General features: G+C 67.4%; 14 protein-coding genes and 1 riboswitch. Of the genes, 7 read left to right on the top strand and 7 right to left on the bottom strand.

From position 1 onward, the window contains the following. Positions 1-145: 145 nt before the first annotated feature. Positions 146-252, top strand: a riboswitch (TPP riboswitch). Between the two features lie 73 nt (positions 253-325). From thiC to WAL33_RS08925, 3 genes are all read left to right on the top strand, one after another. Then, positions 326-2,161 carry a phosphomethylpyrimidine synthase ThiC gene (thiC, locus tag WAL33_RS08935; protein WP_422180550.1) on the top strand — a complete coding sequence of 612 codons (1,836 nt, stop codon included), beginning with the start codon at positions 326-328 and terminating at the stop codon, positions 2,159-2,161. An 82-nt stretch (positions 2,162-2,243) separates the two neighbouring features. Then, entirely contained in the window at positions 2,244-3,320 is a 1,077-nt protein-coding gene (locus WAL33_RS08930; RefSeq protein WP_422180548.1) for an Acg family FMN-binding oxidoreductase, read from the top strand. Positions 3,321-3,412: 92 nt separating this feature from the next. Next, positions 3,413-3,766 (top strand): DUF1428 domain-containing protein, encoded by a 354-nt coding sequence (locus WAL33_RS08925; protein ID WP_422180547.1) that lies wholly within the window; start codon positions 3,413-3,415, stop codon positions 3,764-3,766. Between the two features lie 91 nt (positions 3,767-3,857). On the opposite strand, the gene WAL33_RS08920 is transcribed toward WAL33_RS08925, so the two are convergent. Next, positions 3,858-4,211 carry a SnoaL-like domain-containing protein gene (locus WAL33_RS08920; protein WP_422180545.1) on the bottom strand — a complete coding sequence of 118 codons (354 nt, stop codon included), beginning with the start codon at positions 4,209-4,211 and terminating at the stop codon, positions 3,858-3,860. A gap of 161 nt (positions 4,212-4,372) precedes the next feature. On the opposite strand from WAL33_RS08920, the gene WAL33_RS08915 reads away from it, so the two are divergent. Then, positions 4,373-5,155, top strand: coding sequence for a DUF2461 domain-containing protein (locus WAL33_RS08915; RefSeq protein ID WP_422180543.1), 783 nt, complete (start codon positions 4,373-4,375; stop codon positions 5,153-5,155). A 211-nt stretch (positions 5,156-5,366) separates the two neighbouring features. Here the strand turns inward: WAL33_RS08915 and WAL33_RS08910 are convergent, their stop codons facing one another. From WAL33_RS08910 to WAL33_RS08895, 4 genes are read right to left on the bottom strand one after another with little or no spacing between them, the layout of a single operon-like run. Then, complete coding sequence (locus WAL33_RS08910) at positions 5,367-6,992, bottom strand: glycoside hydrolase family 16 protein (RefSeq protein WP_422180541.1); 1,626 nt, start codon at positions 6,990-6,992, stop codon at positions 5,367-5,369. Then, a complete protein-coding gene (locus tag WAL33_RS08905; RefSeq protein WP_422180539.1) occupies positions 6,989-7,576 on the bottom strand; it encodes a hypothetical protein in 588 nt (195 codons plus the stop codon). The genes WAL33_RS08910 and WAL33_RS08905 overlap by 4 nt, the downstream gene beginning before the upstream one ends. Before the next feature lie 8 nt (positions 7,577-7,584). Then, the gene (locus WAL33_RS08900) at positions 7,585-8,079 is read right to left on the bottom strand and encodes a hypothetical protein (RefSeq protein WP_422180537.1); all 495 of its coding nucleotides are present in this window, start codon (positions 8,077-8,079) and stop codon (positions 7,585-7,587) included. A gap of 1 nt (position 8,080) precedes the next feature. Continuing rightward, complete coding sequence (locus WAL33_RS08895) at positions 8,081-8,680, bottom strand: hypothetical protein (RefSeq protein WP_422180535.1); 600 nt, start codon at positions 8,678-8,680, stop codon at positions 8,081-8,083. Positions 8,681-9,014: 334 nt separating this feature from the next. Here WAL33_RS08895 and WAL33_RS08890 point away from each other — a divergent pair, with 334 nt between their 5' ends. Beyond that, the gene (locus WAL33_RS08890; protein ID WP_422180533.1) at positions 9,015-9,431 is read left to right on the top strand and encodes a hypothetical protein; all 417 of its coding nucleotides are present in this window, start codon (positions 9,015-9,017) and stop codon (positions 9,429-9,431) included. A 119-nt stretch (positions 9,432-9,550) separates the two neighbouring features. Beyond that, positions 9,551-10,480, top strand: coding sequence for a hypothetical protein (locus tag WAL33_RS08885; protein WP_422180531.1), 930 nt, complete (start codon positions 9,551-9,553; stop codon positions 10,478-10,480). Positions 10,481-10,533: 53 nt separating this feature from the next. On the opposite strand, the gene msrB is transcribed toward WAL33_RS08885, so the two are convergent. Next, on the bottom strand, positions 10,534-11,016 hold the full coding sequence (gene msrB / locus WAL33_RS08880) for a peptide-methionine (R)-S-oxide reductase MsrB (RefSeq protein WP_422180529.1): 483 nt from the start codon (positions 11,014-11,016) through the stop codon (positions 10,534-10,536). Between the two features lie 124 nt (positions 11,017-11,140). On the opposite strand from msrB, the gene WAL33_RS08875 reads away from it, so the two are divergent. Beyond that, positions 11,141-11,716, top strand: coding sequence for a DJ-1/PfpI family protein (locus WAL33_RS08875; protein WP_422180527.1), 576 nt, complete (start codon positions 11,141-11,143; stop codon positions 11,714-11,716). A gap of 47 nt (positions 11,717-11,763) precedes the next feature. Here WAL33_RS08875 and WAL33_RS08870 read toward each other — a convergent pair. Further along, a partial coding sequence (locus WAL33_RS08870) for a GlcG/HbpS family heme-binding protein (protein ID WP_422180525.1) occupies positions 11,764-12,179 on the bottom strand: 416 nt, incomplete at its 5' end.

Raw genomic sequence — 12,179 nt, 5'->3', positions numbered from 1 at the left:
GGATGAGGTTTTTCAACCGCCTCAGCCTGTAAATGGTCCTCATCCTGAGCTTGTCGAAGGACGAGGCCACTCACGGTGCGCCAATACCGACTAACGGGGGGCATCGCGGCGACGCTTGACCCACGCGTCAGTGCGCCTAGTGTCCCCCCGTTCACCGGGGGGCCGCTTCGCGCGGCTGAGATTGGGCTTTGGCCCTGACCCGTCGAACCTGATCCGGGTCATGCCGGCGAAGGGAGGGAACGCGGTCGGAGGTCTGAAATCCCCGTCCGTAAACCGACTTAGCGCGACACGTCCGGGTCTCCTTAACGCTTGAGGAGCGCCCGAAATGAACGTTCAACTGCCCATCAAAGACGCCATTGGCGCGATCCCGACCGGCGAACGGCCCGGTTCGCGCAAGGTCTACCAGGCCGGCTCGCTGTTTCCCGACATCCGGGTGCCGTTCCGCGAGGTCGAGGTCCACCCGTCGGCCAACGAGCCGCCGGTCACGATCTACGATCCGTCGGGCCCCTATACCGATCCCCACGCCAAGATCGACATCGAGCAGGGCCTGCAGCGCGTGCGCGAACCGTGGGTCGTGGCCCGCGGCGACGTCGAACCGGTGGCCAATCCCCGCGAGGTGAAGCCCGAGGACAACGGCTTCGCCCAGGGCAAGCACCTGGCTCCGCAGTTCACCGCCAAGCGCCCGATCTTCAAGGGCGCCCAGGGCAAGCTGGTCACCCAGCTGGAATACGCCCGCGCCGGGATCATCACCGCCGAGATGGAATATGTCGCCATCCGCGAGAACCTGCGCCGCGAGCAGGATCGCCCGTGCATCCGCGACGGCGAGGACTTCGGCGCCAGCATCCCCGACTTCGTGACCCCCGAATTCGTCCGCCAGGAAGTGGCGCGCGGCCGGGCCATCATTCCGGCCAACATCAACCACGGCGAGCTGGAGCCGATGGCGATCGGCCGCAACTTCCTGGTCAAGATCAACGCCAACATCGGCAATTCGGCGGTGCTGTCGACGGTCGCCGACGAGGTCGACAAGCTGGTCTGGGCCACGCGCTGGGGCGCCGACACGGTCATGGACCTGTCGACCGGCCGCAACATCCACAACATCCGCGACTGGATCATCCGCAACAGCCCGGTGCCGATCGGCACGGTGCCGATCTATCAGGCGCTGGAAAAGGTCAACGGCGTGGCCGAGGACCTGAACTGGGAGGTCTTCCGCGACACCCTGATCGAGCAGGCCGAGCAGGGGGTGGACTACTTCACCATCCACGCCGGCGTGCGTCTCCCGTTCATCCCTCTTACGGCGAAACGCGTCACGGGCATCGTCTCGCGGGGCGGCTCGATCATGGCCAAGTGGTGCCTGGCGCATCACAAGGAGAACTTCCTCTACGAGCGGTTCGAAGAGATTTGCGAGATCATGCGCGCCTACGACGTGTCGTTCTCGCTGGGCGACGGCCTGCGTCCGGGCTCGACCGCCGACGCCAACGACGAGGCCCAGTTCGCCGAGCTGCGCACCCTGGGCGAACTGACCAAGGTGGCCTGGAAGCACGGCGTGCAGGTGATGATCGAAGGGCCGGGCCACGTGGCCATGCACAAGATCAAGGCCAACATGGATGAGCAGCTGAAGCACTGTCACGAGGCCCCCTTCTACACCTTGGGCCCGTTGACCACCGACATCGCCCCTGGCTACGACCACATCACCAGCGCGATCGGGGCGGCGATGATCGGCTGGTTCGGCACGGCCATGCTCTGCTACGTCACGCCCAAGGAGCATCTGGGCCTGCCCGACCGCGACGACGTGAAAACCGGCGTCATCACCTACAAGCTGGCCGCCCACGCCGCCGATCTCGCCAAGGGTCACCCCGGCGCGGCCATGTGGGATGACGCCATCAGCCGGGCGCGGTTCGAGTTCCGCTGGGAGGACCAGTTCAATCTGGGCCTGGACCCCGAGACCGCCCGGGCCTTCCACGACGAGACCCTGCCCAAGGAGGCGCACAAGACCGCGCACTTCTGCTCGATGTGCGGTCCCAAGTTCTGCTCGATGAAGATCAGCCAGGAAGTCCGCGAGTTCGCGGCCGGCATGGCGCCGAACTCGATCGAGCAGGGCATGGCCGAGATGAGCGACAAGTTCCGTGAGCGGGGGTCCGAGATCTATCTGAAGACGGAATAGGGAAATCCAGCCCGGCCTTGATACGCCTCAAGGCCGGGCTAGGCGTTCGCTCGCAGCGTGAAAGCCCCTGGAGGTTTTCCCGATGACCACGCGTCGCGCCTTGCTGAGCGCGCTCCCCCTCGTCGGCGCGGCGGGCTGCGCGCCCCGAGGGGCGACCTACGCGCAAGCCGTCGCCTCCACCTGGACGCTTCCGCCGGCCGAAGTCGCGGGCCTGCAGGTCGCGGCGCTCGTCAAGGCCGCGACCCTGGCGGCGAGTGGTCACAACACCCAGCCCTGGCGCTTCCTGTCGCGCGGGCGGGAGCTGGTCATCCGGCCGGACCTGTCGCGGCGCACCCCGGTGGTCGATCCAGACGACCACCACCTGTTCGTCAGCCTCGGCTGCGCGGCCGAGACTCTTCTGCACGCCGCCACCGGCTATGGTTGGACTGGAGAGGCGCGGTTTCTCGGTCCCGCCGAGGGCGTGTCCGTCGCGCTGTCGCCGCGCCGCCTCGCCGCCGATCCCCTGTTCGCGGCCATCGCCCATCGCGCCTCCACCCGGGCGGACTACGATCCAAGCCCCGTCGCCGCCGCGACCCTGCGCGCCCTGGCGGCCAGCGTCGGACCGGAGGTGGCGCTGAGCCTGATCACCGATCGCTCCCGCCTGGGCGCCCTGACCTCGCTGATCGTGGACGGCGACGACGCCCAGGTGAGCGATCCGGCCTTCCGCCGCGAGCTGGCGGAGTGGCTTCGCTTCGACGAGACCGAGGCCCTGGCCCGGCGAGACGGGCTATTCTCGCCCAGCTCCGGCAATCCAGCCCTGCCGCGCTGGTTGGGCTCGCGGATGTTCGACCTGGCGTTCACGCCCCGGGGGGAGGCCGACAAGATCGCCCGTCAGATGGCCCACACCGCCGGAGCGGCGGTGTTCACCGGCCCCTCCGATGACCCTGCGGGATGGATCGCCGTCGGCCGCGCCTTCACCCGTTTCGCCCTGACCGCCACCGCGCGGGGCCTGAAGCTGGCCTTCCTCAACCAGCCCGTCGAGGATCGGCCCACGCGCGCGCGTCTCGCCGCCTGGCTGGGCGCGCCCGACCGGCGGCCCGATCTGGTTGTCCGCTTTGGCGAAGGGCCGGCCATGCCGCGGTCCTTGCGCCGGCCGGTTTCCGCGGTGCTTTCGGCCTGAGCCTCGCGCGGCCCTCGCGATTTTCGTCGGGTCCTGTCGGAACGCCGCGCCTTCGAGCGTCCTCTGTTCACAACACAGCAGAGGAGGACGCCATGTCCTATGTCGACGGTTTCGTGCTCGCGATCCCCAAGGCCAATGTCGAGGCCTACAAGAAGGTGGCCCAACTGGCGGGCCAGGTCTGGATGGAATACGGCGCGCTGTCCTATGTCGAATGCCTGGGCGACGACGTGCCCTACGGAGAGCTGACCTCGTTCCCGCGCGCGGTCCAGGCGACCGACGACGAGACCGTGGCGTTCTCGTGGATCGTCTACAAGGACAAGGCCTCGCGCGACGAGATCGTCGCCAAGGTCATGGCCGATCCCCGCCTGCAGCAGGACATGGCGGACATGCCCTTCGACACCAAGCGCATGATCTTCGGCGGCTTCGTGCCGTTCATGCAGCTGTGATCGGGCGGGGGACACACACTCACGGCAAGGCCTGCCTCGTCCTGGCGAAGTCTTTGAATGAGTGTGTGTCCCCGTCCGAGGGCGCGGCGCCTCAGTAGAAGAACCGCTCCTCGGCGATTTTGCCGTCCTTGATCGTGTAGAGGCCGACCTCGTCCATGGTGGTGCGCTCGCCGGTGGCCTTGGGCGTCAGGTCCATCTTGAAGCCGACCACGAACTGGTCCCCGTTGATGTACGGGCCGGTGACCTCGGAGGCGTGGACCTCGTGGTTGGCGGCCCACCATTCGCCCTTGCCGCGCACGGCGGCCTTGCCGGCGATCCGGGCCATGTCACCGGGCATGGCCTCGATGCTGACCACGTCGTCGGCCCAGTATTTCTCGCCGGCCTCGTCGAACTTGCCGGCCTTGCACAGGGCCACGAGGTCGGCGGCGATCTCTTGAACGGTCATGATGATGCTCCTGGGGTGGGGTGGGCTTTCCAAGCGGGACCATCGACCCTGAAAGCGACAGGCGCAAGACAGTTTGTTCTCCATATGTTCACATCAGAGCGCCTTGCTGACAGCGGGTGTCAGCAGGGACAGCCGGCGCGTTTGTGGTCTAGCCTCGCGCCATGACTCGTCCATCCTTTCCCGGCTTCGCCGCCGCCGATCTGGCCTTTCTCACTGGCCTGGCCGCCCATAACGACCGCGAGTGGTTCACCGCCCACCGCGCCGTCTATGACGAGTGCCTCAAGCCCACCCTGTCGGCCTTGATCGATGCCCTGAACGGAGCGCTGGCGGCGCGCGACTTGCCGCTGGCGGGCGACCCGAAGAAGAGCGTGTTCCGCATCCATCGCGACGTGCGGTTCTCCAAGGACAAGCGGCCCTACAAGACCCACGTTTCGGCCACCCTGACGCGGGACGGCCAGAAGCTGTCGCCGGGCCTGGTCTATGTGCACATCGAGCCCGAGGGCGGGCCGGCGCCGGCCTTCGACCCGGAAACCATCGACCCGCTGGATCCCTCGACCCTGCCGTCGGCCCAGGCGGTCGCCGCCGACAGCTACGCCGGGACCGGACCGTTCGCGGCGGCGGGCTTCTATCTGACCGAACGCCCGCACATCGACGCCTTCCGCCGGGCCGTCGCCGCCGATCCCAAGGGCTGGCTGGCGGTCGAGAAGGCCTTGGCCGCCAAGGGCCTGCCGCTCGAACCCGGCGAGCCGACCAAGCGCATGCCCAAGGGTTTTGAGGAGCATGCGGGCGACCCGCTGGAGGCGGCGCTCAAGCGCACCCGCTGGCTGGTGAGACGTCCTTTGACCGGGGCCGAGATCGGCGGGGACGAGCTGCCGGAACTCATCGCCGACTTCGTGGCCGACGCGCGGCCGCTGCTGGCGTTCGGGTGGAAGGCGCTAGGGTAGGGCGGGATGGGCGCTGCACCGGCTTACGCTTTCGACCCATAGCGGACGTCGGATCGCGCACCAAAACCCTCTCTCTTAGAGAGAGGGAGGGACCCATGGCGAAGTGTAGCGCGACATTTGGTTTCGCAGCGTCAGACAGATGGTTTCGCAGTGCTTTCGAAAATGAAGGGCTGGCCTCTCTTGGCTCGCCCTCTTTCGTTCGCCACCCTGGCTAAGGTGTCTTGGCGTAGACACGGACATAGTCAACGTAGGTGTGCACCGGACTGGTGGCCACGCCCTGCTCGGCCGAGAGGAACTGATTGCTGAGCAGGATGTACATCGGGACCGAGAATTCTGGGACCATCGGAAAGCGGCTCAGTTCCAGGCCGTCCATGTACACGATGATCCATTCGGAGGTCAGCAACGCGCCGTGGGTGTGCCAGCCGCCCGCCCCCAGGTCGAGCCGCCGGGTGTATACGGACTTGTACCAGTGCTGGGAAACCTCCCCGACTTGATAGGCGGCCGCTGGTCTTAGGTGGAGCGCGGCGTGATGGCCGTTGGCGTTCTGGCCGGGGTAGTACTCGATCACGTCGATCTCGGCCTTGGTCACCGACTGATCGCGGTAGGTGTCGGCGCTGTAAAGCCAGAACGCCGCCCAGCACCCCAACTGGCCAGGCGGGATGTTCATCCTGGCCTCGAAGTAGCCGAGCGACTGGGCGAACCCGACGCCGTCGCCGGAAATCGTCTGCATGTGGGCCGCCGACCAGACGCCGGCGGTCTGCTGGATCTTCAGGTCGAGCACGCCGTCGGTCACCGAAAAAGGCGACGGGTCGTCTGTCGGCAGCCCGAACTCGGCCGCGCCAACCCGGCCATGGACCGGAGCCCGCCATGGCCCCGCGCCGCCGTCGATCGTGATGCCGCTGGTGTCGTTGAAGTTGTCTTCGAAGGTCAGGGCGTAGCCGGTCAGGTCGAGCGGCGTACCCACGTAGGCGGCCGTCCAAACCTTGTCGGCCGAGGGCGCGTAGGGGTCAGGCGGAACCGGCACGTAGGGGGGGCCTTCCGCCGACGCCGGATCATAAGCCCCTAGGCCCGCCAGTAACGCCGCTACAGCGCTGTAACATGACAGGCGTTCGGCGTCGGTCAGGCTGGCCCCGAAGTGGAAGAAGCCGAACCGCCGGTTCGACCAGCCCATATTGTTGAATGCCCCGCCCAGAGCGATTTCGGTGTCCCCCAAGCCCTGCGAGGCCCCGCCGCCGCCGCCGATGTTCACCCCGTTGCGATAGATCCGCGACACGTTGACCCCCGTGCGGGAAAGGCTGGTGAGGCCGACAGCCGTGGTCCTCACCCCGCCCGCGCTGCGGATCGTCGCTACACGGTTGATCCGCCCGCCGACCGCGCCGGGCGTGCCGGTCAGGACGTTGACCTCCAGCGCCTTGATAAGGGTCTCCGGCATGCCGCACTCAATCGGCGAGCCGTTGCCCTGCAGGAAATCGTTGGTCAGGACGAAGATGCCCTCTTCAGAGTCGTGCAGGGTCGCCTTGACCGAGTCGCGGCTAGGCACGAACCCGGTCCCCCACAAATCGTCTTGGCTGGCGGCGCGCATCCCAAGGCCAGGCTCAAGGATGGGGCTGCCGACGGGGTAAAGGGTGAAACGGGTCGGGTCGATCAAGTTGAGACCGAAGGCCGACTGACCGTTAAACGCCGTGATGTAAACCAGGTCTTGCTTGGCGAGCACCGCCTGCTGGCTTGCGACGAAGGCGTCCAGCAAGGCCAGGTCGGCCGGCGCCAGCCGGGCATGCCGCTGGAACGTCCGCGTCAGGTCGGCAACATCCCACCGCCGGACACGGAGCCGGTTCACGCCGCGTTACCCATGCGTACGATCGGAAAGATGTTGGCCGACCCGTTATCCGGGAGGACGGCCGGACACACCGCCGGCAGCGGGCCATAGGCGATCCCGGCGGAGACATATCCGCGCATCCCGCTTCCGAAGGGCAGGGTGGTGTCCGTGGTGAAGAACGCGCCCTTGTTGACCCCCGCCGAACTGATCCGCTCGAAGATCGGGCCGGCCACCTTGTTGTTGCTGCACAGCCAGTAAAGGCCGGGCGGCAAGATCACGTCGATGGCGGCGCTCTTCAGCGAGCCGGAGCCGGTGGAACAGTCTATCTCCGCCGTCTCAGCCAGGAGTTGGCCGCCCGCCGGTGAGCCGTTGTTGTCAGCGTACAGGCCCAACTGGATCGCGCCGCCGGCCGACAAGGTTTTCAGGTAGACCGCCAACGCCGTGACGTGCGCCTTGACCGGGACCACGACGGGATAGAGGCCAGCTACAGCGGAGGCGGGCGTCGTCACAGCAAAGCCGCTGATGTGCGCCGGGAACAACCAGGTCCCGATGGGCCAGGTCGAGGTGTCGGAATTCTTGATCGGTGCATTGCGGATGTCGATCATGGCCGGCCTCAGCAAGTCCAGAGCGTGAAGGCTTGCCCGGTCAGCGCGCCGTAGACCGACAGCTCGCCATCGGGCGGGGTTGTGAAGTTGACGATCCCGCCAGGCGGGACCTCAAGCGACCCGGCGTTGGCCGCCACCGAGGCTGACGCCAGGCCGCCAACGTGGAGGTAAAGGTAGAGCGGTGAGCGGTTCTGGAACACCGCGCCGCGCGTGATCAGGCCGGCGGCGACGGCGGGCTGGGCTGTGCCGCCCACCGCGATCACCCCCGAGCGGTCAACATAGGTTGACCGAGCGCTGTAGACCGGCACCGGTGCGCTCGGATCAATCGGCACGCCGTCGTTATCGACCTGGATCACAAAGCCCGGGTCGGCCACGCTGAAGCCCTTCAGCTTGGCAAGAAGGGCGGCCAGGGTCTCCTCGGCCGCCAAGGCCGTGATCGCGGCGATGATGATGTCCTGCTTTTCCTCGGTCGACAGACCGGCCAGTAGGGATTGCGCGGTCATGTCAGTCTCCAGTCACTAGAAAGAGGCCATACTGGTCGCCATCCGGGCCCAGGCCGCTTTGCAGCCACAGGGCCTGTTCGCCGGTCGGCAGTTCCGGCTCGGTGGGAGCGACGATCAGGCCCGGTGGCCAAGCGGGGCCGGCCGGGTCCTGCGTGCCGGCGCCGCGCACCACTTGGACAGACCCGACCCTATTGACGACGACGTTTCCGACCAACTCGCCCGCTCCTGACAGGATCGGGGCTGACCCCGGACCATCGAGCAGGCCGCTCAGCCCCTTCTGCAGGTCCACCACGAAGGCGGCCGCGTCGTCGATCGCGCCGGCCTTCAGGCGACGGACCTGGACGGAATAGCTGGCCGGTGGAGCCTCTTCCCAGGTCGCTTGAGGAATACGCAGGGCGACGGCCAGGTCGGCGGTCGGCTCCAACAGGCCGTCGCCGATCGTCGCCTCGAACGCATGTCCGGGTAGGCCCTGGCGGGCGAAAATCACCGATACCTGGCTGCCGACCCAGTCCGGTTCGCCGGCGAAGGCAATGTCCATCGCCCAGTCGGCGTTGGTGCGGGCGATCGGGATCAGGTTGCTGGGGATTAAAACGGCGGTCATCAGGCTAGATCCCGACTCGGTGGAAGATCATTGAAAGCGCCTTGAATGGGGTTTTAACGAGGCTTGAAACAGCGTTTCAGGGGCCGGGGCTTGTCACGGCGATGACGCCGGGGCTGGACGCTGCCGACCTGGATGCAGAAGGGTTGCGACCCCATGGCGAACCGCGACTATTGGCTGTCGCCGTTGGATAGCGGCGAGGGGTAGGCGGCTGGAATCCTTCATCAAGCCGCAAGGGCGCCGATTAACCCTGCTGACGCTTCTCAATCGGCCGTTAAGACGGTGAGCGCAAGTTATCCACAATCCGCAAGCAAGGCGGAGGTTAGGGAAGACCGTCATGTCCTCGACCGTGACATCCAGCTTTCGACGCGGCCACGATCATTTCGAGCCACAGGACACCGATCCCCAAACCCAGCGCCGCCTGCGCGGGCAGTTGGAGCAGATCGACTATACGACCTTCGCCTCCAACACCGCCGTGATCGCCCAGGTGGTCGGCAAGAGCGACGCCGGCAAGTTCCAGCGCCTGGCGGTGGCCACCGCCACGGCCCGGGCCCGTTGGGTGGCGCAGGCCGTGGCCATGAGCGAGGGCGGGGCGGCGATCACCCCCGAACAGACGGCGCGGCTGGCGATCCTGCGCACCGCCTACGAGGAGTTGGCCGCCGTCTACGAGGCCATGCGGCGCATGGTCGAGCGCGGCTACCTGACCTACAGCAACCCCGTGGTCACCGAGGGCGGCAACGTGGTGGCGCGCTAGAAGCGTCGCCTTCGCCGCCGCCGCGGTCGCGCCCTCTCGCGATAGTGATCTGCAGATGCGCTCTTAAGTTTCATTTTGAGCTAACGTGCCGCCGCTCATTCCGAGCTGGAGGCATTGCCATGTCGGCCTATCCCATCGCCATCTACGGCAGCGGTCTGTTCCAGGACGGCTATCCCACCCCGCTGGTGCCCTACACGGAGCAGGCGTCCCAATTGAACGCCGGGATCACCACGGTCATCCTGTGGTCGATCCACATCCACCCGGGCGGCGACTTCTATCTCAACGACACGCTGTTCGTGAGCGGCGGCGAGATCAAGTACGCCACCGACGGCAAGAGCGGGGTGAATCCGGATTTCCCGACCCTGGTGCAGGCGCTGATGACCGGCGGCGGCAGCGTCAGGGACCTGATCGTCTCGGTCGGCGCCTGGGGGACCACCAGCGACTTCACGGCCTGGCTGGACGCCCGCGAACAGGTGAAGACCAACCTGAGCGCCTTGGTCTCGGCCTTCGGCGTAGCCGGCGTCGACTTCGACTTCGAGTCCGAGGACGGTTACACCGACAGCGAGCGGTCCATGATCGTGACCCTGACGCTCGACGTCGGTTCGCTGGGCCTCTACGCCACCTATTGCCCGTACACGGCGCCCAGTTTCTGGACCGACTGCCTGGTCGACGTCTACGCCCGGAACGGCCAGCAGCAGGTCGTCCGGTGGATGAACCTGCAGTGCTATGCGGGCGGGACCGGCAACTCGCCTATCGACTGGGCTCAAGCCGTCCAGTCGGCGGGCGCCACGGGCGTGTCCGACCCCGACGCCTTCATCGTGCCGGGCTTTGCGGTCCTGGGCGCCGACGGCTTCGGACCCGGGCAGATGCAGCAGACCTTCGCGGGCTTCGCCGGGACGGGAGTCACCGGCGGCTTCCTGTGGAACAGCAGCAGCATCTGGTCGACCGAGGCGTCGGGCGGCGGCCAGCCCACGCCGGCCGATTACGCCCAGGCGATCGGCAATGGCCTGGGCGCGACCGCCAGGTCGCGCGAGACGGTCGGGACCTGATCCATGGCGGAGCGCCGATCCGTCGTCGGCGCTCCGCCATGAAATCGATGGCCCTAGCCGGCGATCCTGTCGCCGCGATGCAGCGGGTCGGGTAGGGGGTCGCCGGCCTTCACGAACTGCAGCGACACCGAATTGATGCAGTAGCGGAGCCGCGTCGGGGCGGGGCCGTCCGGGAAGACGTGGCCCTGGTGGCTGTCGCAACGGGCGCACAGGGTCTCGATGCGCAGCATGCCGTAGGAGGTGTCGCGCACCTCCTTGACGTGGGTCTCGTCGAACGGGGCGTAGAAGCTGGGCCAGCCGGTGCCGCTCTCGAACTTGGTCTTGTATTCGAACAGGGGCAGGCCGCACTCGCGGCAGCAATAGACGCCGGGGCTCTTCTCGCCCAGCAGGCCGCCGCAGAACGGGGCCTCGGTGCCGTGGTGCAGCAGCACGCGGGCTTCCTCGGCCGTCAGGTCGGCCTCCAGGCGCTGGCGCTCGGGCTCGGTCGGCGGGGTCAGATCGAAACCGGTGGCGGAGAGTTGGGCTGTATCGGTCATGACCAGCAATCTAGGGGCTCGGCGGGCGTAGCGGTAGGGGGCAAGCGCTTGCTGACAAAGGCCGGCGCGTCGGAGCATAAGATCGTTCGCCGCGTTCGCGCCGCAGCCGCTGAAGGATTCCGCCATGACCGTCGCCGTCGCTTTCCTGCAACCGGGCTGGGCCGACTGGGAGGCCGGGTCGGTGTTGGCCTATCTGCGCGAATATTGCGGGGTGCAGGTCGAGATCGCCACGCCGGACGGCGAGCCGCAGACCTCGATCGGCGGGGTGCTGGCGGCCGCGGACTACAAGTTCGCCGATCCGGTGCTGGCCGACGCCGACGTCTTCCTGTTGATCGGTTCGGACGCCTGGCCCGGCTATGGCGACGAGGCTTTCAACAGCCTGCTGCGCCAGGTCCACGCCGACGGCAAGATCGTCGGCGCGATCTGCGGCGCGACCGTCGCCATGGCGCGGGCCGGGCTGCTGGCGGGCAAGGCCCACACCTCCAACGGCGCGGAATGGCTGGCCGGCCACGCGCCGGGCTATGCCGGGATCGAGGCCTATGTCGACAGCGCCAGGGCGGTGACCGACGGCAAGGTGGTCACCGCCTCGGGCCTGGCGCCGATCACCTTCAGCGCGGCGATCGGCCGGCTTGTCGCACCGGAGATGGGCGCCAAGCACGACGAATATGTGGCGATGTTCGCCGGAGAGTTCGCCGATTGAGCATCGGCCGGGGACAGGCGCATGCGTCTGTCCCCAATCACGAGGCGCTACTTCAGCGCCGCCGCCGCCACCCGCGCCACCAGGCCGTCCTGAGCGCCGGAGCCGCCCGAGACCCCAATAGCCCCGACGATCTTGCCGTCGACGATCAGCAGCTCGCCGCCGTCGATGGCCAGGGCGCCGGTGAAAATGGCGTTCAGCGTGCCGCCCTTCACCGCCTCCTGGAAGTACGAGGTCGGGCGACGGAAGTTGGCGCTGGTCTCGGCCTTGCGGCGGGCCACGTCGTTGGAGCCATATTGAGCGCCGTCCAACTTTTCGCTCAGCACCAGAGCCCCGCTGGGCTCGACCACGACGATGACCATCGACCAGCCCTGCTTGCGCGCCTCGGCCTCGGCGGCGGCTGCGGCGGTCTTGGCCTCGGCCAAGGTGATCGGCGCCAGGCCCGAGGCGGTGACCACCTTGCCGT

The sequence above is a fragment of the Caulobacter sp. genome (assembly GCF_049283275.1).
Classification (GTDB): domain Bacteria; phylum Pseudomonadota; class Alphaproteobacteria; order Caulobacterales; family Caulobacteraceae; genus Caulobacter.
Note: the sequence above shows the minus strand (reverse complement) of the source record. Positions and strands in the feature narration are given on the sequence as shown.

Excerpts from the sequence above, each read along its gene's own strand:
- thiC (WP_422180550.1), top strand. The coding sequence starts at position 326 with ATGAACGTTCAACTGCCCATCAAAGACGCCATTGGCGCGATCCCGACC.
- WAL33_RS08930 (WP_422180548.1), top strand. The coding sequence starts at position 2,244 with ATGACCACGCGTCGCGCCTTGCTGAGCGCGCTCCCCCTCGTCGGCGCG.
- WAL33_RS08925 (WP_422180547.1), top strand. The coding sequence starts at position 3,413 with ATGTCCTATGTCGACGGTTTCGTGCTCGCGATCCCCAAGGCCAATGTC.
- WAL33_RS08920 (WP_422180545.1), bottom strand. The coding sequence starts at position 4,211 with ATGACCGTTCAAGAGATCGCCGCCGACCTCGTGGCCCTGTGCAAGGCC.
- WAL33_RS08915 (WP_422180543.1), top strand. The coding sequence starts at position 4,373 with ATGACTCGTCCATCCTTTCCCGGCTTCGCCGCCGCCGATCTGGCCTTT.
- WAL33_RS08905 (WP_422180539.1), bottom strand. The coding sequence starts at position 7,576 with ATGATCGACATCCGCAATGCACCGATCAAGAATTCCGACACCTCGACC.
- WAL33_RS08900 (WP_422180537.1), bottom strand. The coding sequence starts at position 8,079 with ATGACCGCGCAATCCCTACTGGCCGGTCTGTCGACCGAGGAAAAGCAG.
- WAL33_RS08895 (WP_422180535.1), bottom strand. The coding sequence starts at position 8,680 with ATGACCGCCGTTTTAATCCCCAGCAACCTGATCCCGATCGCCCGCACC.
- WAL33_RS08890 (WP_422180533.1), top strand. The coding sequence starts at position 9,015 with ATGTCCTCGACCGTGACATCCAGCTTTCGACGCGGCCACGATCATTTC.
- WAL33_RS08885 (WP_422180531.1), top strand. The coding sequence starts at position 9,551 with ATGTCGGCCTATCCCATCGCCATCTACGGCAGCGGTCTGTTCCAGGAC.
- msrB (WP_422180529.1), bottom strand. The coding sequence starts at position 11,016 with ATGACCGATACAGCCCAACTCTCCGCCACCGGTTTCGATCTGACCCCG.
- WAL33_RS08875 (WP_422180527.1), top strand. The coding sequence starts at position 11,141 with ATGACCGTCGCCGTCGCTTTCCTGCAACCGGGCTGGGCCGACTGGGAG.